Source organism: Kitasatospora sp. NPDC048715 (assembly GCF_043198905.1).
Classification (GTDB): domain Bacteria; phylum Actinomycetota; class Actinomycetes; order Streptomycetales; family Streptomycetaceae; genus Kitasatospora; species Kitasatospora lactacystinica.
Genome location: NZ_JBICVH010000016.1, coordinates 171,918 through 197,143 on the forward strand (window position 1 = coordinate 171,918; position 25,226 = coordinate 197,143).

The 25,226-nt window shown below is 75.6% G+C and carries 15 protein-coding genes; 13 read left to right on the forward strand and 2 right to left on the reverse strand.

The window, feature by feature from the left end; genetic code table 11:
• Positions 1-175: 175 nt before the first annotated feature.
• From ACGFSC_RS28365 to moeZ, 4 genes are all read left to right on the forward strand, one after another.
• Entirely contained in the window at positions 176-1,807 is a 1,632-nt protein-coding gene (locus ACGFSC_RS28365) for a DUF3492 domain-containing protein (RefSeq protein WP_359903504.1), read from the forward strand.
• Positions 1,807-2,910: a hypothetical protein gene (locus ACGFSC_RS28370; protein WP_359903502.1), complete on the forward strand. Its 1,104-nt coding sequence runs from the start codon at positions 1,807-1,809 to the stop codon at positions 2,908-2,910. Before ACGFSC_RS28365 ends, ACGFSC_RS28370 begins: the two co-directional genes overlap by 1 nt.
• A gap of 136 nt (positions 2,911-3,046) precedes the next feature.
• A complete protein-coding gene (locus ACGFSC_RS28375; protein ID WP_359903500.1) occupies positions 3,047-4,036 on the forward strand; it encodes an NAD-dependent epimerase/dehydratase family protein in 990 nt (329 codons plus the stop codon).
• 228 nt (positions 4,037-4,264) lie between these two features.
• Positions 4,265-5,443 (forward strand): adenylyltransferase/sulfurtransferase MoeZ, encoded by a 1,179-nt coding sequence (moeZ, locus tag ACGFSC_RS28380; protein WP_359903497.1) that lies wholly within the window; start codon positions 4,265-4,267, stop codon positions 5,441-5,443.
• 91 nt (positions 5,444-5,534) lie between these two features.
• Here the strand turns inward: moeZ and ACGFSC_RS28385 are convergent, their stop codons facing one another.
• Positions 5,535-8,327, reverse strand: a complete 2,793-nt coding sequence (locus ACGFSC_RS28385; protein WP_359903495.1) for a flippase-like domain-containing protein — start codon at positions 8,325-8,327, stop codon at positions 5,535-5,537.
• A gap of 135 nt (positions 8,328-8,462) precedes the next feature.
• Between ACGFSC_RS28385 and ACGFSC_RS28390 the strand changes: the two genes are divergently transcribed.
• The 4 genes from ACGFSC_RS28390 to ACGFSC_RS28405 all read left to right on the forward strand — a co-directional run bounded on the left by ACGFSC_RS28390 (position 8,463) and on the right by ACGFSC_RS28405 (position 17,056).
• Complete coding sequence (locus ACGFSC_RS28390; protein WP_380350175.1) at positions 8,463-8,813, forward strand: MGMT family protein; 351 nt, start codon at positions 8,463-8,465, stop codon at positions 8,811-8,813.
• A gap of 134 nt (positions 8,814-8,947) precedes the next feature.
• The gene (locus tag ACGFSC_RS28395) at positions 8,948-12,328 is read left to right on the forward strand and encodes an ATP-dependent DNA helicase (protein ID WP_359903489.1); all 3,381 of its coding nucleotides are present in this window, start codon (positions 8,948-8,950) and stop codon (positions 12,326-12,328) included.
• Between the two features lie 58 nt (positions 12,329-12,386).
• Positions 12,387-15,653 carry an ATP-dependent DNA helicase gene (locus ACGFSC_RS28400; RefSeq protein WP_359903486.1) on the forward strand — a complete coding sequence of 1,089 codons (3,267 nt, stop codon included), beginning with the start codon at positions 12,387-12,389 and terminating at the stop codon, positions 15,651-15,653.
• 191 nt (positions 15,654-15,844) lie between these two features.
• The gene (locus tag ACGFSC_RS28405; protein ID WP_359903483.1) at positions 15,845-17,056 is read left to right on the forward strand and encodes a PP2C family protein-serine/threonine phosphatase; all 1,212 of its coding nucleotides are present in this window, start codon (positions 15,845-15,847) and stop codon (positions 17,054-17,056) included.
• A 16-nt stretch (positions 17,057-17,072) separates the two neighbouring features.
• On the opposite strand, the gene ACGFSC_RS28410 is transcribed toward ACGFSC_RS28405, so the two are convergent.
• Entirely contained in the window at positions 17,073-18,044 is a 972-nt protein-coding gene (locus ACGFSC_RS28410) for an endonuclease/exonuclease/phosphatase family protein (protein ID WP_359903480.1), read from the reverse strand.
• 79 nt (positions 18,045-18,123) lie between these two features.
• Between ACGFSC_RS28410 and ACGFSC_RS28415 the strand changes: the two genes are divergently transcribed.
• From ACGFSC_RS28415 to nudC, 5 genes are all read left to right on the forward strand, one after another.
• On the forward strand, positions 18,124-18,750 hold the full coding sequence (locus tag ACGFSC_RS28415) for a PadR family transcriptional regulator (RefSeq protein WP_359903477.1): 627 nt from the start codon (positions 18,124-18,126) through the stop codon (positions 18,748-18,750).
• 71 nt (positions 18,751-18,821) lie between these two features.
• Positions 18,822-19,586 carry an ABC transporter ATP-binding protein gene (locus ACGFSC_RS28420; protein WP_359903474.1) on the forward strand — a complete coding sequence of 255 codons (765 nt, stop codon included), beginning with the start codon at positions 18,822-18,824 and terminating at the stop codon, positions 19,584-19,586.
• Positions 19,583-22,441, forward strand: a complete 2,859-nt coding sequence (locus ACGFSC_RS28425; protein WP_359903471.1) for an ABC transporter permease — start codon at positions 19,583-19,585, stop codon at positions 22,439-22,441. Before ACGFSC_RS28420 ends, ACGFSC_RS28425 begins: the two co-directional genes overlap by 4 nt.
• Before the next feature lie 218 nt (positions 22,442-22,659).
• Positions 22,660-24,063: a dipeptidase gene (locus tag ACGFSC_RS28430; RefSeq protein ID WP_359915376.1), complete on the forward strand. Its 1,404-nt coding sequence runs from the start codon at positions 22,660-22,662 to the stop codon at positions 24,061-24,063.
• A 70-nt stretch (positions 24,064-24,133) separates the two neighbouring features.
• A complete protein-coding gene (gene nudC, locus ACGFSC_RS28435) occupies positions 24,134-25,075 on the forward strand; it encodes an NAD(+) diphosphatase (protein WP_359915374.1) in 942 nt (313 codons plus the stop codon).
• Positions 25,076-25,226 lie beyond the last annotated feature (151 nt).

Here is a 25,226-nt window from a genome sequence, read left to right on the forward strand (position 1 = left end):
GCCGGCGGGCCGCACGGAGGCACCGCGGCGCCGACCCGGGCCGACCGGACCTCCCTTCCCCGACCGTTCCCGCCGTCGTGCGGGGGCGCCCCGGGCGACCGCCCGGGCCGCCCGGAAATCCGTCGATCCGTCCGTGATCCCGCTCAGCGAATCAGCTCTGCCCTGGAGGTCTCCCGTGCGCGTTGCCCTGCTCACCGAGGGTGTCCGTCCGCATTCCCGGCGTGGTGCCGGGGGCTGGTGCGAGCGGCTGGCCGAGGGCCTGCCGGAGCACGGGTTCGAGCTGTACCTGCTGACCGGCCCGCGGCCGGGGCCGGTCCGGCGGGCCCCGGCCACCGCGGAGCGGCTGCCGGCCGTCCTGCGCGGCCCGCACGAGCTGGCGCTGTGGGGGCGCCGGCCGGGCGGCCGGGCGCCGGGCGCGGTGCGCAGACGCCGGTACGCCGGGGCGTACGAACAACTGGTGCGGGCCCTGGTGCTGCCCGCGGAGAGAGCCGGCTTCGGGCCCGGGCTGTACCGGCTGGCGGCGCTCGCCCGGGAGGACGGCGGGCTGCCCGCCTTCCTGGCCTCCGCGCACGCCCGCCGGCTGCTGGAGCTGATCTGGCGGCTGCCCGGCGCGGACACCTCGGCCGGGCAGCCGCTGGTGTGCGACGTGCTGGTCGCGGCGGACCTGCTGGAGCAGTGCCTGCGCCCGCTGTCCGCGCCCTGGTACGGCACCGGCCCCGGCGGCCTCGGCGCGGCCGACCTGTGCCACGTGGTCGGCGGCGGTCCGGCCGCGCTGCCCGCCCTGGTGGCCCGGCACCTGCACGGGGTGCCGTTCGTGGTCACCGAGCACGGCCTGCACCTGCGCGAGCAGTACCTCGGCCACCGCGAGGCGTCGTACCGGTGGCCGGTCCGCGCCCTGCTGCTGTCCTTCTTCCGGGCGCTCACCGGGGAGACCTACCGCCAGGCCGCGATACTCACCCCCGGCAGTGCCCACGACCAGCAGTGGCAGCGCCGCTGCGGTGCCGACCCGGCGCGCACCCGGGTGGTGTACGAGGGCACGCCGGCGGTGGACCGCCCGGCCGCCGGGCCGGAGCCCGCGGCGCCGACCCTGGTGTGGGCGGGCGCGCTGGAGCCGGGCCGGGACCTCGAACTCGCGCTGCACGCCCTCGCCCGGGTCCGCGCCGAACTGCCCGGCGCCCGGCTGGCGGTGTACGGCGAGGAGGCGGCGCCCGGCTACCGGGCGCACTGCGCGGCGGTGGCCGAACGGCTGGGAGTGGCCCCGGCGGTGGACTTCGCCGGGCGGCCCGGCTCCCTCGCCGGGGCCTGGGAGGCGGGCACGGTGACGGTCTTCTCGGGGCTCTCCCAGCGCAGCCCCCGGCTGCTCGCGGACGCGATGCTCAGCGGCCGGGCGGTGGTCTCCACCGATGTCGGGGTGGCCCGCGAGGTGGTCGGGCCGACCGGGCTGCTGGTGCCCGCCCGCGATCCGCGCGCCCTGGCCGGCGCCTGCCTGGCGCTGCTGCGCGACGAGGAGCGGCGGGGCCGGCTCGGGCTGGCCGGGCGGCTGCGGGCGCAGGAACGCTTCGCCGTGGAGCCGGTGATCGGCGCGTTCCGGGAGATCTACCTGGAACTGGTCTCGCAGTACCCGGCCTTCCCCGGCGGCGGGGGCGGCGGGGAGGGCGGGCCCGCGCCGCGCCCGTTCGCCCGTCCCGCCGAGTACTGGCTGGCCGACGGCCCGCGCGGGGGCGGCACCCCGGAGGAGGGGAACGCGAACCCGGACGGGGTGCGGGAGCCGGCCGGGCGGCGGGCCGAACTCGCGGAGGCCCGCTGATGCCGGGCGGGACCCTGCTCGGCGGCAGCGCGGACCCGGTGCGCGAGGTGATGGCGGAGCACCGCGGGCTGTGCGAGCGCGCCGTCGACCCGCTGGAGATCGCCGCCGGGCTGGAGGAGGCCGGGCTCGGCCCGGACACCGCCGCCCGCTGCCGGCACGCCGACCTCTTCTCGCTGGCCGAGGAGCTGTACGCCCGGGTGCCCCGCCGCCCGCCGGCGCCCCGGCCGGTGGAGCGGCGGTCGGGCGGAGCCGCCGCCCGGGCCGCGCTGACCGCCGCCGCGCTGGCCGCGCTGCCCTGCGCGGGGGTGGCCGCGCTCGGGCCGCGCTGGCCGGTGCTGCTGTCCGCCGCCGTCCCGCTGGTGCTGCTGCCCGCGCTGACCGCGCCGTCCCCGGCCGATCCCGGCCCGCCGTGCGCCGGACCCGTCCGCCCGCCGGACGCCCTGGGGCCGGGGCCGGCCGGGGCACCGGCGCCCCGGCCGCTCCCGGGCACCCGGCTGCGCCCGGCGGCGCTGGGCCACGGGCTGGGCCTGGCCGCGCTGCTGCTGCTCCCCTCGGCCGTACCGGGCGGGGACCGTCCGCAGGCCGTCGCGCTGGTGCTGGCGGCGGCGGTCTCGGCCGGGGCGGCCGAGCGGACGGCCCGCTGGTACCGGCAGGTCGGCCGCGGCCACCTGGGCACGGCGGGCACCCTGGCCGGGTTCCGGGCCCGGATGCGGCCGGTGCTCCCGGTCGCGCTGGCCCTGCACCTGGCGGTGCTCGGGGTGCTGAGCTTCGCCGCGCTGGCCGTGCTGGCCGTCGTCGCGCCGCGCCCCGGGCCGGGCCACGGCGGCGGGCCGCTGCACCTGGCGGTCGAGCGGGCCGGCCCCGCCCAGTGGGCGGCGCAGGGCGTGCTGGGCCTGCTGCTGGTGCTGCCGGTGCTGCTGGCGCGGTGCGGCCGGACGGCCGCCGCCGCGGCGGGGGCGTCGGCCGGGGCCGCCGCGGTGCTCGGGCCGCTCGCCCTGGGGCGCTCCGCCCCGGAGGCCTGGCTGCTCGGCGGCGGCACCGTCGCGGCGGCGCTGCTGGCGTACGCCGGGGCGGTGCTCGGCCGGGCCGGCTCGCACCGCTGAGTGCCGTCCGCCGACACCGTCCACCCGCTCCGTCGCTCCACCGCGGGGATCCGCCGCGTGATCCCCGCTCTCGTCCCGTTCGTTGAACTCAGTCCGCCAGGTCGTCCCGAACTGGCTTCGTGGAAGGACACCCCCGATGAGGGTGCTGCTGCTGGGCGCCGACGGCTTCATCGGCCGCCGGGTCACCGATCGTCTGCTGATGGACCAGGAGTTGCAGGTGACGGTGCTCGGCCGGCGCGACTCGGCCGACATCCGCTTCGACCTGACCACGGGGAGCCCGGGCGCGCTGGCCCGGTTCCTGGACGCGGTCGCGCCGCAGGTGGTGATCAACTGCGCGGGCGCCACCTACGGCAGCTCGCGCACCCTGATCCGGTCGAACACGCTGGCCGTCGCGACCGTCTGCGAGGCCATCCGGCGCAGCCGGGAGCCGGCCCGGCTGGTGCACGTCGGCTCGGCCGCCGAGTACGGGCCGGTGCCCGGCGGGGTGCCGGTGTCCGAGCAGGCCGAGCCGCGGCCGGTCGGCCCGTACGGGGTGTCCAAGCTGGCCGGGACGGAGCTGGTGCTGGCCTCCGGCCTGGACGCGGCGGTGCTGCGGGTGTTCGACGTGGTGGGCCCGGGGTCGCCGACCGCCTCGCTGTTCGGGCGGCTGGCCGAGGGCCTGCGGCGGGCACTGGAGCGGGACGAGCACCAGGTGCGGATGCCGGACCTGTCCGGATACCGGGATTTCGTGGACGTGCGGGACGTCGCGCGGGCCATCCGGGCGGCCGCGGTGTCGGCCGCCACCGGGGTGATCAACATCGGCAGCGGGCACGCCGTGCGGGCCCGGGACGCGGCCCAGCTGCTGGTGCGGGCCTCGGGCTTCGAGGGGCAGATCGTCGAGGAGAACCGGCAGGTCCTGCTGCCCGCGCAGGCCGCCGGGGCGGGCGGCGACCACCTGCCCGGCCACCACCTGCCGGGTCACCGGCCGGAGGGGCACCGCCCGGAGGGCCGGGCGGTGCCGGGCGAGCCGGTGCCGTGGCGGCAGGCGGACGTGCGCACCGCCCGGGACCGTCTCGGATGGCGGACGCAGGTGCCGCTGGAGGAGTCGCTGGGCGACGTGTGGCTGGAGACGGCCTGCCGGGTGTGAGCGTGCCGAGCGGTGCCCCGGGCCCGTCAACCACGGGCTCGGGGCGCCTTTCCGGGGCCCCGCCGCCGGTTCCACGATCCGGTGCCGCCCGTCTCGCCCATCGGACGGGCTGTCTCGGAATAGCGAGGGGGCGTGACACTGTTGGCCTAGACAGCCACCCGAGTGGCGGAGCAGCAACCCGCACCGCGGTTGGCCCTGGCCACCCGAACAAGACCCATCGGAGTCCCCGTGTCGTTGCCACCCCTGGTCGAGCCGGCCGCCGAGCTCACCGTTGACGAGGTCCGCCGGTACTCCCGCCACCTGATCATCCCGGACGTGGGCATGGCGGGGCAGAAGCGGCTGAAGAACGCCAAGGTGCTGTGCGTCGGCGCCGGCGGCCTCGGCTCGCCGGCCCTGCTGTACCTGGCCGCCGCCGGTGTCGGCACGCTGGGCATCGTCGAGTTCGACGTGGTCGACGAGTCGAACCTGCAGCGCCAGGTGATCCACGGTCAGTCGGACGTCGGCCGGTCCAAGGCGGAGTCGGCCCGCGACTCGGTCAAGGAGATCAACCCGTACGTCGACGTGGTGCTGCACGAGGAGCGCCTCGACAACTCCAACGTCATGGAGATCTTCTCCGGCTACGACCTGATCGTGGACGGCACCGACAACTTCGCCACCCGCTACCTGGTGAACGACGCCGCGGTGCTGCTCGGCAAGCCGTACGTGTGGGGCTCGATCTACCGCTTCGACGGCCAGGCCAGCGTGTTCTGGGCCGAGCACGGCCCCTGCTACCGCTGCCTCTACCCGGAGGCCCCGCCGGCGGGCATGGTCCCCTCCTGCGCCGAGGGCGGCGTGCTGGGCGTGCTGTGCGCGTCCATCGGCTCGATCCAGGTCAACGAGGCGATCAAGCTGCTCGCCGGCATCGGCGACCCGCTGGTCGGCCGGCTGGTGATCTACGACGCCCTGGAGATGAACTACCGCCAGGTGAAGGTCCGCAAGGACCCGAACTGCGCCGTCTGCGGCGAGAACCCGACGGTCACCGAGCTGATCGACTACGAGGCCTTCTGCGGCGTCGTGTCGGAGGAGGCGCAGGCCGCCGCCGCCGGTTCGACCATCACCTCGCAGCAGCTCAAGCAGTGGCAGGACGACAAGGAGGACATCTACCTCATCGACGTCCGCGAGCCCGGCGAGTACGAGATCGTCAACATCCCCGGCGCGGTGCTGATCCCGAAGAACGAGTTCCTGATGGGCGACGCGCTGGAGAAGCTGCCGCAGGACCGGAAGATCGTGCTGCACTGCAAGTCGGGCGTGCGCTCGGCCGAGGTGCTGGCCGTGGTGAAGGCCGCCGGCTTCGGCAACGCCGTGCACCTGGGCGGCGGCGTGCTCGGCTGGGTGAACCAGATCGAGCCGCACAAGCCGGTCTACTGACCGACGCCCCCACCGTGGAAGGGCCCGCCGTCCGGCGGGCCCTTTTCCGTGCTCCGGTGCGCGCGGGGAGGTCGGCGGCGCCCGGGGCGGCTCAGAGCGCCTTCTTGCGCTGGAGCACGTTGTAGGCGATCCAGCCCGGCAGCACCGGCAGCCAGAAGGTGAGCGCCCGGTAGAGGAAGACCGCCGGGGTGGCGATCGTGGGGGAGACGTCGGCGACGGTCAGGGCGCCGATCAGGGCGACCTCGACCGGGCCGATGCCGCCGGGGGTGGGGATCGCCGAGCCGGCCGCGTTGGCGGTCAGGAAGACCACCGCGACGGCCGAGAAGCTGACGTCGCCGCCGAAGGCCTGCACCGAGAAGTCCAGGCAGGCGGTGAAGGAGAGGGTCAGCAGCAGGATGCCGCCGAAGCCGGTGACGAGCTTGCTGGGCGTCTGCATCAGGTCGAGCATCCGCGGCACCACGCCGAAGAACAGCGAGCGCAGCCGGCCCAGCACGAACCGGCGCAGCGGCGCGACGGCGGCCACCACCAGGGCGAGCACGGCGGCGCTCAGCACGCCGATGATCACCGCGCGGGAGGCGGAGAGGTCGCCGTTGGTCTGGCTGCCGGTGATCAGGCCGAAGCTGAACAGCAGCAGCAGGTGCCCGGCCAGGCCCGCCAGTTGGGAGGCGCCGACCGAGGCCACCGCCTGGCCGGAGCGGATGCCGGCCCGCTGCAGGTACCGGGTGTTGAGCGCGATGCCGCCGATCGCGGCGGGGGCGACCAGCTTGACGAAGGAGCCGGCCAGCTGGGCGGCGACGGTGCGCCGGAACGGCAGCCGCTCGGGGACGAAGCCGGTCAGGCTCATCGCGGCGGCGACGTAGCTGAAGGCGGCGGCGAGCAGGGCGGCCGCGGCCCAGGCCCAGTTCATCTGGGAGAGCTTCAGCTGGGCCGGCTTGATGGTGGTCAGGGCCAGGTACGCGGCGAAGGTCAGCGCGATCACCATGATCAGGCTCTTCGGCTTCAGCCGTTCCAGCTTGACCGGGGCCATCGGGGCCTCGGGGGCGATCTGGAGGATCTGGCCGCGGATGCGGCTCAGCAGGTCCTCGCCGGCCACCGCGATGTCCTCCTCGGCCTGCTGCTGGGTGCGCTCGCCGGCGGCGACCTGCTCCAGCGCCCTGGCCCGGGCGGCGGTCTTGCGCTCCTTGGTGAGCTTGGCGAGGTCGACCCGGGTGGAGCGGCTCATCCCGACCGGCTGGAGCAGCGGCAGCGCCTGGGCGACCCGCTCGGCGCCGAGCACCGCGTTGGCGGTGGCGACGGCGCGCTCCGGGCCGATCCGCAGCGCGAAGGTGGTGAGCAGCTGGGCGACGTCGATGCGCAGCGTCAGGTCGGTGGCGGCGATGTCGCCGCCGGAGAGGTTGACCAGGCAGCCGGTGCGCTCGTCCACCACCAGCAGCGACTCGCCGGTCAGCCGGCGGTGGGCGATCCGGCGCTCGTGCAGGGCGGCCACCGACTGCCAGACCGAGGCCATCACCGGGTCGGTGACCTCCTCGTCGGCCAGCTCGTCCAGGGTGCGGCCCTCGACGTTCTCGTACACCAGGATCGCGGCGTCCGGGCCGAGCTCGGAGGTGGCGACCAGCTGCGGCGCGCGGGCGCCCGAGGCGGCCGCCGCGTACGCGATCAGGGCCTCCTGCTCCAGCGCCTGGCGCAGCGACTGGGGGCTGCGGCGCACCGCGACCGAGCGCAGCCGCAGCCGTCGCCAGGCCCGGTAGAAGAAGCCGGAGGCCTGCTGCTCGCGGTCGATGATGTGCACGTCCAGCGGGGGCCCGCCCTGCTGGGTGACGTGGTAGCGGCGGGTGCCGCCGGGGGCGTCGGGGGCGCGCACGGCGCCGGCCGGGGTGAAGCCGACCTTGCGCAGGCCGATCATCAGGTGCTGGCCGGTGGGCCGGATGTTGGGGGAGCCGATCGCGTACAGCGTGCCGTAGGCGACGGACCAGCCGATCAGCACGGTGAGCATCAGCGACAGCGGGGTGGTGTAGCCGCCGAGCAGCTCGGTGACCCCGCTGAAGACCACCACCACCCACAGGGCGACCCGCCAGCGGGGTCTGCTCGACATGCCGACGGCGGTCATGTAGGCGATCACCGGGGCGAGGTAGCCGTGCACCGGGTCGGTGAGGGTGCCGTTGCTGTCCAGGGGCAGCCTGGTCAGCGCGTCCCGGGTGTGCTCGGAGGCGCCCTCGGCCACCCACCAGTCGATGCCGAGCGAGACGCCGTACGCCAGCACCGAGGCGAGCACGCCGTCGGCGACCCGCAGGCCGTCGCGTTTGATCAGCCGTTCGACGGCGAAGGCCAGCGGCACGGCGAGCACCGCGACGCTGGAGAGCAGGCCGGTGATGGTGGAGAACACCGCGGAGAAGTGCGGCGCGTTGGAGGCGATGTCCTGTTCGATGCCGCTGGTGGTCCCGGTGGCGATGCCGGCCAGCACGAAGACGGCGACTATCCCGAGGACGCCGGCCAGGAAGCGGATCAGGTCGGACGGGCGGTGCGCGCGGGCGGCGAGCAGCGGCTCGTCGACGTCCAGGTGCGGGGCCTCGTCCAGCGGGTCGTGGTCCGCCGGCTCGTGGTCCGCCGGCTCGTGGTCCGGCGGCCGGGTGTCCTCGGACGGGACGGCAGGGGTCGTCGGGAGCGCCGGCTCCGGGGCCGAGGTGGTCTCGGCCGCGGGAGGGCCGGGCTGTTCGGGGGCCTTCGCGGGCGCGGGGGTCTTGATCGTTCGGTCCTTGATCAGGGAGACTTCCGGCGTCGGGCCCGGTTCGGGCCGGCCTTCGCTCTCGTTCCCGGGCGTCGACGGCACGGCGGAGGCGGACTCGTCGGAGTCCTTGTCCACGCCCACGTCAGCCGTCCCGGTCATCTGGTCTTGTCCTCGTATCACCACTCACCGCCCCGGAAGATGGTGGCATGCCCCGGCGTCCCGTGCGGGACAGGGGGCGGATCGGGCGCGGCGGATCGTACGCACCGGGCCACGGACGCGCCCCTGTAAGGAAGAATGCCGCAGGTGACGGACGCAACACACGACGGTCTTCCGGACGCCCTGCCGCCGTTCGCCGAACTGGTGCTCGACCTGACCGAGCGGATTCCACCCGGCAGGGTGATGACCTACGGCGACGTCGCCGAGTACCTCGGCCAGGGCGGCCCCCGGCAGGTCGGCCGGGTGATGGCACTGTACGGCGGCTCGGTGCCCTGGTGGCGGGTGATCCGCGCGGACGGCCGCCTGCTGCCCGGGCACGAGCAGCGCGCCCTCGCCCACTACGGCGACGAGGGCACCCCGCTGCGCGAACTCGCCGACCCGCCCCGGGTCGACCTGAAGCGGGCCCGCTGGGACGGCGCGCAGGCGTAGGCCCGGCCCGGGTCGCATTGTGCCGAAACCGCCGCGCGGACGGGAATGACGGGGCAGGATCGTAGGCTCGGTACGGGCGGGCCCGACGGGTCCGCCTCCGCCGTGCCCCACCGTTCGACCCCCAGGACCAGTTCGTGAGCTCCCCCTACCGGCTCGTGCGCAGCCCGCTCGTCCAGCCCGACCCACCCGTGCTGGACGCCTACCAGCGCGCCGTGGTCGAGCACACCGGCGGGCCGCTGCTGGTGCTGGCCGGACCGGGCACGGGCAAGACCACCACCCTGGTCGAGGCGGTCGCCCGGCGGATCGAGGACGGCACCGACCCCGAGCGGATCCTCGTCCTCACCTTCAGCCGCAAGGCCGCCACCGAGCTGCGCGACCGGATGTCCGGCCGGCTCGGCGGCTCGGCCGCCGCCCCGCAGGCCACCACCTTCCACTCCTTCTGCTACGCCCTGCTGCGCGCCCACCAGGACCCGGCGGACTACGCCGAGCCGCTGCGGCTGCTCTCCGGCCCCGAGCAGGACGTCATGGTCCGCGAGCTGCTGGCCGGCGGCGCCGAGGACGCCAAGCACGGCAGCACCCGCATCGAGTGGCCGCTGGACCTGCGGGCCTGCCTGACCACCCGCGGCTTCGCCGACGAGGTCCGCGCCGTCCTCGCCCGCAGCCGCGAACTCGGCCTCGGCGAAGCCGAACTGGAACGCTTCGCGCAGGGCGTCCAGCGCCCCGACTGGGCCGCCGCCGCGCACTTCCTGGCCGACTACCTCGACGTCCTCGACCTGCGCGGCGTCCTCGACTACGCCGAACTCGTCCACCGCGCCGTGCTGCTCGCCGAGCGCCCCGAGGTCGGCGAGCAGCTGCGGCGGCGCTACGAGGTCGTCTTCGTCGACGAGTACCAGGACACCGACCCCTCCCAGGTCCGGCTGCTGCGCCAGCTGGCCGGCGGCGGGCGCGACCTCGTCGCGGTCGGCGACCCGGACCAGTCGATCTACGCCTTCCGCGGCGCCGACATCAACGGCATCCTCGACTTCCCGCAGGCCTTCCGGCGGGCCGACGGCAGCCCCGCCGACGTCAAGGTGCTGCGGGTGTCCCGCCGCTCCGGCGCCGTGCTGCTCGCCGCCTCCCGGGAAGTCGCCCGCCGGATGCCGATGGGCCGGCTGCCCGCCGACAAGCTCGCCCAGCACCGCGCCCTGCTGCCCTCCCGCGAGGGCGGCAGGGTCGAGGTCTACACCTACCCGACCCCCGGCGCCGAGCTGGACTCGATCGCCGACCTGCTGCGCCGCGCCCACCTGGAGGACGGCGTGCCCTGGGGCGAGATGGCCGTGCTCGTCCGGGCCGGCGCCCGCTCCATCCCCGGCGTGCGGCGGGCGCTCGGCGCGGCCGGCGTCCCGCTGGAGATCGACGGCGACGACCTGCCGCTGCGCGAGGAGCCGGCCGTCGCCCAGCTGCTGCTCGCCCTGCGGGCCTGCGCCGAGCAGGCCGCCCGGGACAAGCAGGGCGACCCGGACGCCCCCGACCCGCTCACCACCGACGTGGCGCACGCCCTGCTCACCGGCCCGCTCGGCGGCCTCGACGGCTCCGACCTGCGCCGGCTCGGCCGCGCCCTGCGCGAGGAGGAACGCGCCGCGCTGCGCGCCGACGCCGGGGCCCGTCTTCAAACTCCCGCCTGCGGGGCGGACGACGGGCGGTTGAAGACAGGCCCCCGCGCCGCCGCCGTCCCGCGCCCGGCCGCCGAACTGATCCGCGAGGCCCTCGCCGAACCCGAGCGCCTCGTCGCCCTCGACCCCGCGCACGCCCGCCGCGCCCGCGACCTCGGCACCCTGCTGCGCAAGGTCCGCGAACAGCTGGCCGGCGGCTGCACCGCCGAGGAGGCGCTCTGGGAGCTGTGGGACGGCAGCCGGCGCTGGCGCGAGCGGCTGGAACGGGCCGCCCTGCGCGGCGGCGCGGCCGGCCGCAACGCCGACCGCGACCTGGACGCGCTGTGCGCCCTGTTCGAGACCGCCGCCCGGGCCGAGGAGCAGGTCACCGGCCACCGCAGCGCCCTGGACCTGCTCGCCGAACTCGAAGCCCAGGACATCGCCGCCGACACCCTCACCGTCCGGGCGGTGCGCCCCGAGGCGGTGCGCCTGATGACGGCCCACCGCTCCAAGGGCCTGGAGTGGCGCCTGGTCGTGGTGGCCGGGGTCCAGGACGGCCTCTGGCCCGACCTGCGCCGCCGCGGCTCCCTGCTGGAGGCCGACCGGATCGGCCGCGACGGCCTCGCCGAACCGCTCTCCCCGGGCGCCCTGCTCGGCGAGGAGCGCCGGCTCTTCTACGTCGCCGCGACCCGCGCCAAGGAGCGGCTGATCGTCACCGCCGTCAAGGCTCCCGCCGACGACGGCGACGAACCGTCCCGCTTCCTGCGCGAGCTCTACCGCGAGGACGTCGACCCCCGGACCGGCAAGGTGGTCCGCCGCACCCCGCCGGTCACCGTCGAGGACGTCACCCACCGCCCGCGCCGCCCGCTGTCCGTCGCCGCACTGGTCGCCGAACTGCGCGCCGTCACCGTCGACCCCGCCCGCTCGCCCGAACTGCGCCGCGCCGCCGCCGAACGGCTCGCCACCCTGGCCGCCGCCACCGACGAGGACGGGCTGCCGCTGGTGCCCGCCGCCCAGCCCGAGCGGTGGTGGGGCCTGGACGACCCCACCACCGCCCCCGAACCGCTGCGCAGCGCCGACGTGCCGGTCCGGCTGTCCGGCAGCGGGCTGGAACAGCTGGAGAGCTGCTCCCTGCAGTGGTTCCTGGACAAGGAGGTCAAGGCGCGCGGCGCGGGCTCGGCCGCCCAGGGCTTCGGCAACGTGGTGCACGCCCTCGCAGACGAGGTCGGCTCCGGCCGCACCCCGGCCGACCTCGCCGTGCTCATGGAGCGGCTGGACACCGTCTGGGACGCGCTGGCCTTCGACGCGCCCTGGAAGTCCCAGCAGGAGAAGACCGAGGCCCGCGCCGCCCTGGAGCGCTTCCTCAACTGGCACGTCCTGGAGCGCGGCCGGGACCTCGTCGCCACCGAGCACGGCTTCGACGTCACCCTCGACGTCGGCGGCGTCGCGGTGCGCATTCGCGGCTCGATGGACCGGGTGGAGAAGGACGCGGCCGGGCGCGCCTACGTGGTCGACTTCAAGACCGGCAAGCAGATACCCACCGACAAGTCGCTGCCCGAGCACAAGCAGCTCGCCGTCTACCAGCTCGCCGTCCGGGCCGGCGCCCTGAACGAGCTGCCCGGCTTCACCGGGCACCCGCCGGACACCGGCGGCGCCGAACTGGTCCACCTGCGCGAGCCCGCCGCCAAGGCCGCCTCGGACGCCCCCAAGGTGCAGCGGCAGGAGCCGCCGGAGGGCGAGCCCTGGATCGAGAACCTGCTCGCCGAGGCGGCCGGGAAGGTCCTCGCCGAGCGCTTCGTCCCGCGGACCGGCGCGGGCTGCGACCGCTGCGCCTTCCGCCGCAGCTGCTCCGCCCAGCGCGACGGCACCCAACTCGTCGAGTAGGGGGCGGGCGGGGAACGGCCGGGCGGGGTTTGTCCGTCGCTCCGGTTACGGTTGCGGGGTGACCGCCGTGCTCAGCCATCCCGACCAGCTCAAGGAGCTGCTGGGGATCCCGTTCAACCGGGAGCAGATGGCGGCCATCGGCGCCCCCCTGGAACCGGCCGTGATCGTGGCCGGCGCCGGCTCCGGCAAGACCACGGTGATGGCCGCCCGCGTGGTCTGGCTGGTCGGCTCCGGTGCCGTACGGCCCGAGGAGGTGCTCGGCCTCACCTTCACCAACAAGGCCGCCGGCGAGCTCTCCGAGCGCGTGCGGGCCTCGCTGCGTCTCGGCGGGCAGGGGGCGCCCCCGGACGAGGACTGGGGGAGGGCGGCCGACCGGGCCGCCGCCGAGCCGCTCGGCGACCCGGAGATCTCCACCTACCACGCCTTCGCCGGGCGCCTGCTCAAGGAGCACGGCCTGCGGATCGGCATCGAGCCGGACGTCCGGCTGCTCGCCGACGCCACCCGCTTCCAGCTCGCCGCCAAGGTGCTGCGCACCGCCCGCGGCCCGTTCCCCGCCCTCACCGGCACCTTCTCCAACCTGGTCGCCGACCTGGCCGCACTGGACGGCGAACTCGCCGAGCACCTGGTCGAGCCGCAGACCCTGCGCGAGTTCGACGAGCGGCTGCTGGACACCCTCGCCACCGTCAAGTTGACCAACGACGACCTGCGGGCCGTCCCGGTCACCGCCCGGGCCCGGCTGGAGCTGCTGCGCCTCGTCGAGGACTACCGGCGCCGCAAGCGCTCCGCCGGGCTGATGGACTTCGGCGACCAGATCGCCGCCGCCGCCCGCCTGGCCCAGCAGCGCCCGGAGGTCGGCGAGCTGCTGCGCGACCAGTTCAAGGTGGTGCTGCTGGACGAGTACCAGGACACCTCGGTCGCCCAGCGGCTGATGCTCGCGGGCCTGTTCGGCGCCCCCTCCGACGGCGCCCGCACCGGCAGCGGCCACCCGGTGACCGCCGTCGGCGACCCCTGTCAGGCGATCTACGGCTGGCGCGGCGCCTCCGTGGCCAACCTCGACGAGTTCCCCCGGCACTTCCCGAAGGCCGACGGCCGCCCCGCCGCCCGCTACGCGCTCAGCGAGAACCGCCGCAGCGGCGGCCGGCTGCTCGCCTTCGCCAACGAACTCGCCGCCCCGCTGCGGGAGATGCACGAGGGCGTGGAGGCGCTGCGCCCGGCCCCCGGCGCCGAGCGGGACGGCTTCGTGCGGGCGGCGCTGCTGCCCACCCACGCCGAGGAGGTCGACTGGCTGGCCGACTCGATCGCGCACCTGGTGCGCACCGGCACCGCGCCCGGCCGGATCGCCGTGCTGTGCCGCGGCGGCGCGGCCTTCCCGGACATCCACGCCGCGCTGGTCGCCCGGGAGGTGCCGGTCGAGGTGGTGGGCCTGGGCGGGCTGCTGCAGCTGCCCGAGGTGGCCGACCTGGTGGCGGTCTGCGAGGTGCTGCAGGACCCGACCGCCAACGCGGCGCTGGTGCGCCTGCTGATCGGCCCGCGCTGGCGGATCGGCCCGCGCGACCTCGCGCTGCTCGGCCGCCGGGCCGCCGACCTGGTGCGCACCGACCGGCCGGAGGGCGTCGAGGCGCTGGCCGCGGCGGTCGCCGAGGCCGATCCGACCGAGGTGGTCTCGCTGGCCGACGCGGTGGAGACCTTCCTGGACCCCTCGGCCGGTGAGGAGGGGAAGCCGGACGAGCTGCCGTTCTCCGCCGAGGCCCGGGTGCGTTTCGCCCGGCTCGCCGTCGAGCTGCGCGAACTGCGGCGCTCGCTCGCCGACCCGCTGATGGACGTGCTGCACCGGGTGCTGTCCGTCACCGGGCTGGAGGTCGAACTCGCCGCCTCCCCGCAGGCCCTGGCCGCCCGGCGGCGGGAGACCCTGTACGCCTTCCTGGACGTCGCCGCCTCCTTCGCCGACCTCGACGGCGACCCGGGCCTGGCCGCCTTCCTCGGCTTCCTGCGCGCCGCCCAGGAGTACGACCGCGGCCTGGACAGCAGCCTGCCCGGCGGCGAGGACACCGTGAAGGTGCTCACCGCGCACAAGTCCAAGGGCCTGGAGTGGGACGTGGTGGCCGTCCCCGGTCTGGTGCGGGGCGCGTTCCCCTCGTCGAGCCCGCGCGAACGCTGGACGAGCACCAAGCGGGTGCTCCCGCACGCCCTGCGCGGCGACGCCGAAACTCTGCCCGACGTCCGCGGCGGGTGGAACGGGAAGTCGATGGCGGCGTTCAAGAAGGAGCTGGCCGACCACTCCGGCGTCGAGGAACTGCGCCTGGGCTACGTGGCGTTCACCCGGCCCAGGTCGCTGCTGCTGGCCTCCGGGCACTGGTGGGGGCCGAGCCAGAAGACCGTCCGCGGCCCGTCCGACTTCCTGGAGCGGCTGCGCGAGCACTGCGAGCGGCCCGGCGCGGGCGAGGTCGAGCACTGGGCCGAGCAGCCGGAGAAGGGCGCCGAGAACCCGGCGCTGGCCGCCCCCGTCGAGCGGCCCTGGCCGCTGCCGCTGGACCCGGCCGCCCAGCACGCCCGCCGCCGGGTCGCCGGGGTGGTGCGCGCCCGGGTGGCGGGGGCGCCCGCCCCCGAAGCCGAGGAGACGGCCCCCGAGGACCAGCGTCAGGTCGCCTCCTGGGACCGCGATCTGACGGCGCTGCTGGGCGAGTTGGAGCGGTCCCGGCGCACCGCGCGGGACGTGCCGCTGCCCGCCGCGCTGTCCGCCACCCAGCTGCTGCGGCTGGCCGCGGACCCGGACGGCTTCGCGCACGAGCTGGCCCGCCCGATGCCGCGCCCCCCGCAGCCGGCGGCCCGGCGCGGCACCCGCTTCCACGCCTGGGTGCAGTCCCGGATCGAGCCGCTGCTGCTGGTCGAGCCCGGCGCGCTGCCCGGCGCCGACGACGACGGCATCGAGGACGAGCAGGACCTGGAGCGGCTCAAGGAGGCGTTCCTGCGCACCCCGTACGCCCGGCGCAAGCCCCACCGGGTGGAGGTGCCGTTCCAGCTGGTGCTGGCGGGTCGGGTGGTGCGGGGACGGATCGACGCGGTCTACCGGGAGGATGACGCGTTGTCGGAATCCGGTGGTGCGTCACGCTACGAAGTGGTGGACTGGAAAACCCATCGGGAGGAGACCGCCGACCCGTTGCAGCTCGCGGTCTACCGGCTGGCCTGGGCCGAGCACGCGGGCGTCGATCCCGAGCAGGTCACGGCGTCGTTCCTGTACGTCCGCAGTGGCCGGATCGTCCGTCCGGCAGGACTTCCCGACCGAAAAGAGTTGGAACGGCTCCTGATCGGGAACAGTGACTATTGAGTCACGCAGAGCATCCAAGTCATCATTCCAGTGCCCGAAACCTGTGCGTCATGCACGTTTCGCGCCTATTGTGGGGTCGGTAACCGGTCAACCCCCGTACTCCGGCCGCCAGCGAGGCCCGCATTCCCTGACCCTCAGTCATCACCGCAGGTGCCCTCGGGCATCGGCGTCTTCTGCTGGAGAGACCGAAGTTGAGCGCGACCGGATGGATCAGAGAGCGGTTCACCGGGCCGACACCGGGGCCCGCTCCGCGCGCGACCGGCACCTGGCCGAGGACGGCGCTGGCGCTGCCGTTCCTCGGCATGGTGCTGATCGTCGCCCTCGACTACCTCAGCGGCACCGAGGTGACGGTCGAACCGGCCCTCACCGCCGTACCCGCGCTGGCCGCCGTGGTCAGCCGCCGAACCTGGTACCCGCTCGCCATCGGTCTGGGCACCGAGGCGGCGGCCTTCCTGATGGCCTTCCGCGGCGACACGCTCGGCGAGTCCGTGCACGCCGCCAGCGTCTTCGCGATCCTGCTCGTCGCCGCGATCGGCTGGGTCAGCGCCACCCTGAGGCTGCGCCAGGAACGGGCGCTGGCCGACGCCCAGCTGGTCGCCTCGATCGCCCGCCGGGTGCTGCTGCGGCCCGTCCCCGAGCGGGTCGGCACCGTCCGGGCGGCCGTCCACTACGAGGCCGCCGCCGCGCACGCCCGGATCGGCGGCGACCTCTACGAGGTGGTCAACACCCGGCACGGGGTGCGGGCGGTGGTCGGGGACGTGCGCGGCAAGGGCCTCGGCGCGGTGGAGACGGCCGCCGCCGTGCTCGGGGCCTTCCGCGAGGCCGCCCACCAGGAGGCCGCCCTGGACCGGGTGGCCGGCTGGCTGGCCGTCAGCCTCGACCGCGCCCTGCACGAGAACGACCACCCGGGCGTGGAGGAGGAGTTCGTCACCCTGGTGCTGATCGGCGTCGGGCCCGACGGCGCCGCGGAGATCGTCAACTGCGGTCATCCCGCCCCGCTGCTGCTGCGCGGCGGGGAGGTCCGGCCGCTCGAACTCGCCGAGACCGTACCGCCGCTGGGCGTCCTCGACCCGGTCGACGTCCGCCCGCCGGTGCACCGGCTGCTGCTCCAGGGCGACGACCGGGTGCTGCTGTTCACCGACGGGGTGATCGAGGCCCGTGACCGCGCGGGCGTCTTCTACCCGCTCGCCGAACGCTTCCCGCACTGCGCGGCCGGCCGCCCGGCCGACGTCCTGCAGCGGCTGCACGAGGACGTGGTGCGCCACGTCGGGCGCCAGCTCGGCGACGACGCGGCCATGCTGCTGCTCCAGTTCGACCCCCCGCACGCGCTCGGGCCGGGGGAGCCCCGGGCCGCCACCGCCGTCCACCTCCCGCAGCAGGCCGGGGTCCTGGCGCGCCAGTAGGCGTCCGGGGCCGCCCTTACAACGACACCTCGACCAGCAGCGGGCGGTGGTCCGACACCGTCGCGCGCGGCGCCGCCGCCGGCCCGACCGCCGTGCGCGGCACACCGATCCCCAGCACGTGGTCGAACTGCACCGCGGGCCGGTGCGAGGGGTAGGTCGGCGTGCGCGCCAGGTCGTACCAGCCCTGCAGGCGGGGGCGCGGCTCGCGCACCCGGCGCCGGCGCGCCTCGGTCAGGGCCGGCCGGGCCCGCCGGGCCGCCCGCAGCTCGCGCACCCGCACCCGCGGCGCGGTGCGCTCCAGCGCCGTCGCCCCGCCGAGCACCGTGCGGGGCACGGCCCCGACCAGGTTGAAGTCGCCCAGGACCAGGTACGGCTGCGGCAGGTCGGCGATCCAGCGCCGGATGCCGGCCAGCTGCGCCATGTTCCAGCCGGGGACGAAGGACAGGTGCGCCGCCACCACGGTGAACGGCCCGCGGTCGCCCTCCAGGACGGCCGCCAGCGCCGCCCGCGGCTCGTCCGGCACCGGGGTCAGTCCGCGCCGCCCGGCCACCCGCAGCGGCAGCCCGAACGGCGCCGGGGCGAAGCGCCGGGCGCGCCAGTGCCGCACCGGGAGCCGCGTCAGCAGTGCCGTCCCGTACGAGGGCGGGGCGCCGTCGCCCATCTCGCCGGGCCCGTACACCCGCAGGCCTCCCGGCCCGGACGGCTCCGGCACCCAGCCCGCGACCGGCGCCGGGCGGCCGTGCAGGGCGGCGGCGAAGCGCCAGTCCTTGGCGCCCATGGCCGCGGCGGCCACCGCCGCCTGGTCGGTGCCGCCGGAGCGCGCCTGGTACCGGTCGACCTCCTGGAGTGCCAGCACGTCGGCGTCCAGCGCGGCCACCGCGTCGGCCAACGGCTCGCCGGCGTCGGACGGGTAGGGCCGCGGGGTGCCGTCCGGGGCGAGCGGCTGGCCGTGCAGGAGGTTGAAGGTGGCGATGCGCAAGTGGCTCACACCGCACGACGGTACCCGCTCCCCCGACCGGGTGGGCGCGGCTTGAGACGGTAGGGCATACCGGGTATACATACTCGGTATGTCCATCCGTCACGGTCTGCTCGCCCTGCTCGACCAGGGCCCTCGCTACGGCTACCAGCTGCGCACCGAGTTCGAGGCGCGCACCGGCGCCACCTGGCCGCTCAACGTCGGGCAGGTCTACACCACGCTGTCGCGGCTGGAGCGCGACGGGCTGGTCGAGCCCGCAGGGGAGGACGGTGAGGGCCACCAGTTCTACGCCGCCACCGACGCCGGCCGGGAAGAGCTGCGGACCTGGTTCGACACCCCGGTGCCCCGGACCAACCCCCCGCGCGACGAACTGGCGATCAAGCTCGCCATGGCGGTGACCGTCCCCGGGGTCGACGTCTCCGCCGTCGTCCAGGGCCAGCGCCGGCACAGCATCAAGGCGCTCCAGGACTACACCCGGCTCAAGGGCCGCGCCCTCGCGGGGGAGAAGCGCCCCGGCGCCACGCCCTCCGCCAGCAACGACCTGGCCTGGCTGCTCGTCCTCGACCAGCTCATCTTCCAGACCGAAGCCGAGATCCGCTGGCTCGACCACTGCGAGACCCGGCTCGCCCAGCAGGCCGAACTCCTGCAGACCCGCACCGCCGAGGCCGCCCGCGACGGCGCCGCGCCCGCCAGGCGCGGGCGCCGCCTGCGCGCCTGAGCCCCCGCGGCAACCGAACCACCATGCTCGGCCCCGACGCCGAGCGCACACCCAGTACGAGGGGGGAATCCATGTCCCACACCCAAGAGGCCCGGCAGACGCCGGTGCTCCACCTGGAGAACGTCACCCGCGTCCACGGCCACGGCGCCGCCGAGGTCCAGGCCCTGCGCGGCGTCGACCTCAAGGTCCACCCCGGCGAGTTCGTCGCCGTCATGGGCCCCTCCGGCTCCGGCAAGTCGACCCTGCTCACCCTGGCCGGCGGCCTGGACACCCCGAGCGGCGGCCGGGTCCTGGTCGAGGGCGTCGCCCTGGGCGAGCTCGACCGCAAGAAGCTCGCCCGGGTCCGCCGCCGCTCCGTCGGCTACGTCTTCCAGGACTACAACCTGATACCGGCGCTCACCGCCGCCGAGAACATCTCGCTGCCGCGCGAACTCGACGGGCTGTCCACCCGCGCCGCCCGCCGCGAGGCCCTCGCCGCCCTGGAGGAGCTCGGCATCCCCGAACTCGCCGACCGCTTCCCCGACGACATGTCCGGCGGCCAGCAGCAGCGCGTCGCCATCGCCCGCGCCCTGATCGGCGACCGCCGCCTGGTCCTCGCCGACGAACCCACCGGCGCCCTCGACTCCACCACCGGCGAGGCCGTCCTCGCCGTCCTGCGCGCCCGCTGCGACGCCGGCGCCGCCGCCATGATGGTCACCCACGAGGCCCGGCACGCCGCCTGGGCCGACCGGGTCGTCTTCCTGCGCGACGGCCGGATGGTCGACGAGTCCGTCAGCCAGGACGCCGCCAGCCTGCTCGTCAGCGCCGCCACCAACAGCCTGAAGGTGGACGAGTGAAGCTCAGCGCCTGGCGGGTGGCCCTGCGCATCGCCCGCCGTGACGCCCTGCGCGCCAAGGGCCGCAGCGCCCTCGTCATCGCCATGGTCGCCCTGCCCGTCCTCGGCGTCACCGGTGCCGACGTGGTCTTCCGCAGCGCCGAGCTCACCCCCGCCGAACACGCGACGCGGGTCATGGGCCAGGCGGTCGGCGAAGTGCACATCGTCGAACGCGGCTCCTCCGTCAAGCAGGCGCCCGACCCCGAGAAGGGGCTCACCATCCAGAGCCCCAAGGACGACGCCAAGGCCGGCGAAGCCCCCACGTACACCCCCGCGCAGCAGCGCTCCCTCGACACCGCGCCCGACGAGCTGGCCCGCCAACTGCTCCCGGCCGGCGCCACCCTGGTGCCCGAGCTCACCGGCCCGTTCACCGCCGCGAGCAGCTCCGAGGGCCTGATCAGCACCCGGGTCAGCGAGGCCGACCTGACCGACCCGGTCTGGCGGGGCCGGATCGACCTCCTCCAGGGCCGGGCCCCCACCGCCGACACCGAGGCCGCCGTCACCCGGGACTTCCTCAAACGCTCCGGGCTCAGGATCGGCGACAGGACCGCCGTCCGCGGTCTGGAGAACAGCCCCTTCACCATCACCGGCGTCTACGAGTACCCCGGCGAACTGCGGGCCACCGAGCTCACCGCCCGCCCCGGCACCGTGCTCGACCGCCTCCCCAAGCCGTCGGGCGGCTCCGACGCCTCGACCGAGGACCCCGGCGGGACCACCCGCTGGCTGGTCAAGCTCCCGGCCGGGGCCTCGATCGACTGGCAGAAGGTCAAGGAGTTCAACGGGTACGGCTTCCAGGTGACCTCGCGCGCCGTGCTGGCCGACCCGCCGGCCCGTGCCGACGTCCCCTACTTCGTCGACCAGAAGCAGGACGGCAGCGGCCCCAGCTACTTCAACCGGACCGACATCGTCATCCTCGCCACCGTCGTCGGCATGGCCCTGCTGGAGATCGTCCTCCTCGCGGGCCCCGCCTTCGCCGTCGGCGCCCGGCGCTCCCGGCGGCAGCTCGGGCTGCTCGCCGCCGCCGGCGGTGAGCGCGCCAACGTCCGCGCGGTCGTGCTCGGCGGCGGCATCGTCCTCGGCATCACCGGCGCCGTGATCGGCCTGGGCCTCGGCATCGGCCTGGTCGCCCTGCTGCGCACCGCCGCCGAGGAGCGCTCCGGCCAGCGCTTCGCCCACTTCGCCCTGCCGCCGCTCGACCTGCTCGGCGTCCTCATGGTCGGGCTCGTCACCGGCCTGCTGGCCGCCGTCGTGCCCGCCGTCCAGGCCTCCCGGCAGGACGTCGTCGCCGCGCTCACCGGCCGCGACACCCTCAAGCCGCCGAGCCGCAGGCTCGCCGTCGCGGGACTGCTGACCCTCGGTGGCGGCGCCGCCCTCGCCCTGGCCGGTGCCACCAGCGGCGTCGGCAACCGCAGCTTCGCCGTCCTCGGCGGCTCGGCCCTCGCCGAGCTCGGCATGGTCGCCCTCGTGCCCTACCTGGTCGGCCTGTTCGGCCGGCTCGGCCGCTGGCTCCCGCTCGGCCCCCGGCTCGCCCTGCGCGACTCGGTGCGCCACCGCGGCCGCACCGCGCCCGCGGTGGCCGCCGTGATGGCCGCCGTCGCCGGCTCCGTGGCCGTCAGCGTCTACATCGCCAGCTTCGAGGAGCAGTACCGGCTGGAGTACACCGCCTCCGGTCCGTCCGGGGCCGTCATCCTCGGCAACGGCTGGCTGTCCGACGCCAAGCTGCTGCCGCAGATGCGCGAGGCCGTCGAACGCAGCATCCCCGACCTCGGCCCGCGCGCCGACGTCCGGCGCGTCCAGCCGAAGGTCGACTGCTCCGAGGGCAGCTACTGCGGCTACGTCAGCGTCGAGCTGCCCAAGGAGGACCGCTGCCCGCTCACGGACACGGGCGGCACCCTCTCGCTGGCCGAGAGCGAGCACGTCATGAGCACCGACAAGCGCTGCCAGGTGGACCACCGCCGGGGCAACCCGTTCAGCCAGGTCACGGCCGGGGACGCCACCCTGCTGCACAACCTCTTCGGAGTCACCGACCCGGCCCCGGGCCGGGCCCTCGCCGCCGGCAAGGCCGTGGTCTTCGACGCCCGCTACCTCAAGGACGGCAAGGCGTTCCTCCGGTACAGCAGTCCGGTGATCGGCGGCGGGAACGGCCCCGCGAGCAAGCCCGTCATCACCGAGATCACCGTGGACGCCGTCCTCGCCGAGTCCGCGCTGCCCGCCGCGGCCCAGGCCGTGGTCAGCCAGGACACCGCCACCCGGCTCGGCTTCTCCACCGCCCCGGCCGGCTCCGTCTGGCTGCCCGGCGCCATGCCCTCGGACACCGCCCAGCAGAAGGCCGACGGCGCGCTGGCCAAGCTCGTCGACCACGACGTGCTCAAGATCGAGCGCGGCTACGAGTCCCCGGCCGGGCTGATCCAGTTCGGTCTGAACGTCTTCGCCGGCATCGTCGCCCTCGGCGCGGCCGGCATCGCGACCGGACTGGCGGCCGCCGACTCCCAGCGCGACCTGACCACCCTCGCGGCGGTCGGCGCCGAGCCCCGCATCCGGCGCTCGCTGTCCGGCTTCCAGTGCGGGGTGATCGCCGCGATGGGCGCCCTGCTCGGTGTGGTCTGCGGCGTGGTGCCGGGAGTGGCGCTGCGCAAGGTCGAGGCCGCGGCGAGCAGCTACCCCGGGATGAGCCCCGAGGAGATCGCCAGCAAGGCGGCCCTGGTCTTCCCGTGGCCCACCATCGCCGCCACCGTGCTGCTGCTGCCGGTGCTCGCGGCCGGGCTCGCGGCGCTGATGACCCGCTCGCGGATCACCCTGCTGCGCCGCTCGGGCTGAGGCCCGCGCCGCCCCGGGGCCCCGGGGCCCGCGTCGGCCCCGGGGCCCCGGGGCCCGCGTCGGCCCCGGGGCCCCGCGCCCGCCCGCCCCGCCCCCGTCCGTGTCACCCCCGTCCGCGTCCTCGTCGCGGCGGGGGTGACGGAGGTTACAGCCCGGACGGCGCCCGGCAGCCGGACGGCCGGGGCGGGCACCCGCACGGGCGAACTACAGTCGTCGGTATGACGAGAACCCCGGACAGCGCCGTCCGCTCCTACATCGACCGGCACCAGGCCGCCTTCCTCGCCGACCTCGCCGAGTGGCTGGCCATCCCCTCGGTCTCGGCCGATCCGGACCGGGCCGGCGACGTGCGGCGCTCGGCCGAGTGGCTGGCCGCCAAGCTCGGCGAGACCGGCTTCCCGGTGACCGAGGTGTGGGAGACCGAAGGCCTGCCCGCGGTGTTCGCCGAGTGGCCCTCCGGGGACCCGTCCGCGCCGACCGTCCTGGTCTACGGGCACCACGACGTGCAGCCCGCGGCGCGGGAGGACGGCTGGGAGACCGAGCCGTTCACCCCGACCGTGGTCGACGGCCGGCTGTACGCGCGCGGCGCCGCCGACGACAAGGGCCAGGTGTTCTTCCACACCCTGGGCGTGCGCGCCCACCTGGCCGCCACCGGCCGCACCGCGCCGGCCGTCAACCTCAAGCTGCTGATCGAGGGCGAGGAGGAGTCCGGCTCGCCGAACTTCGCCGAGCTGGTCCGGCGCGAGGCCGGGCGGCTGGCCGCCGACGTGGTGGTCATCTCGGACACCGGCATGTGGTCCGCGACCACGCCGACCGTCTGCACCGGCATGCGCGGCCTGGCCGACGCCCAGATCGACCTGTACGGGCCGGACACCGACATCCACTCCGGCTCCTTCGGCGGCGCGGTCCCCAACCCGGCCCAGGTCGCGGCGGAGCTGGCCGCCGGCCTGCACGACGCCGACCGCAGGGTCGCGATCCCGGGCTTCTACGACGGCGTCGTCGAACTGACCGATACCGAGCGCGAGCTGTTCGCCGAGCTGCCCTTCGACGAGGAGCAGTGGCTGCGGGTCGCCAAGTCGTACGGCACCCGCGGCGAGGCCGGCTACTCCACCCTGGAGCGGATCTGGGCCCGCCCGACCGCCGAGGTCAACGGCATCTGGGGCGGCTACACCGGCCCCGGCGGCAAGACCATCGTCCCCGCCTCGGCGCACCTCAAGCTGTCCTTCCGGCTGGTCGCCGGACAGGAGGTGGAGAAGGTCCGCGAGGCGGTGCGGGCCTGGGTGGCCGAGCGGGTGCCCGCGGGCGTCCGGTACGAACTGGTCTTCCCGGGCGCGACCCGGCCCTGCCTGACCCCGCTGGACCACCCGGCGCTCCGGTCCACCGTCCGGGCGATGGGGCGGGCCTTCGGCCAGAAGATCCTCTTCACCCGCGAGGGCGGTTCCGGCCCCGCCGCCGACCTCCAGGACGTGCTGGGCGCGCCGGTGCTGTTCCTCGGCATCTCGGTGCCCTCGGACGGCTGGCACTCGGTCAACGAGAAGGTCGAGCTGGACCTGCTGGCCAAGGGCGTGGAGACGGCCGCGTACCTCTGGGGCGACCTGGCGGAGAACTTCCGGCCGGGGGCATGACCCCGGGTTCGAGCACCATGGCAGCCAGATCACTCATCCGGATGATTCACCACGTGGGGATGGAACAGACGTGAGCACCGTGCCTGAGACCGAGCGCCCGTTGCACCTGGCACTGGCCCGGTCCGGGGTGGACCGGGCGGCCGAGCACCGCCTCGACGAGCCCTGGCTGGCGGCGGCCTGGAGCCACCCGAGCACCCGGGTCCTGCCGATCGCGGGCGGCGAGGCCTTCGTGGTCGACACCGCGCAGGGCACCGAACTCGTGCTGATGCCCTCCTTCGAGGCGCCGCAGACCGGCGACCGGTACTTCCTGGGCACCGACGAGGACGGCGTCTCGTACTTCGCGCTGGCCGGCGAGAGCCTGCCCGGGCGCCTGGACGGCGACGCCCGCCCGGCCGGGCTGCGCGAGGTCGGCGGGCTGCTGTCCGACCGGGACGCCGGGCTGCTGGTGCACGCGGTGGCGCTGGAGCACTGGCACCGGCTGCACAGCTTCTGCTCGCGCTGCGGGCACCCGACCGAGAAGGCCGGCGCCGGGCACGTGCGGCGCTGCACCTCCTGCGCGGCCGAGCACTACCCGCGCACCGACCCGGCGGTGATCATGGTGATCACCGACGAGCAGGACCGCTGCCTGCTCGGCCGCCAGGCGCTGTGGCCGGAGGGCCGCTGGTCCACGCTGGCCGGCTTCGTCGAGCCGGGGGAGTCGATCGAGCAGGCGGTGGCCCGCGAGGTGCAGGAGGAGGCGGGCGTGCGGGTCGGCGAGGTGCGCTACGTCGCCAGCCAGCCCTGGCCGTTCCCGTCCAGCCTGATGCTCGGCTTCCTGGGCCGGGCGCTGCCCGGCGGCACCGAGATCACCGTGGACGGCGAGGAACTGGCCGAGGCGCGCTGGTTCTCCCGCGAGGAGCTGCGGGCCGGGATGGAGGCGGGCGAGATCCTGCCGCCGTCCGGCATCTCGATCGCCCGGCACCTGGTCGAGCTCTGGTACGGGGAGCCGCTGCCCTCGGCGGCGCGCTGGTAGCCCTGCGGTAAAGCGGTCCGTACGAAGCGGTCGGCCCGAAAGCGGCCCGCCCGAATGGTGCCCGGACCAAGGGGGCGCGTGGAGAATTCCGCGCGCCCCCCTTTTACTACGCAATCCCTTCCCGAATTCGCCACGACCAGCTGTTCGTATC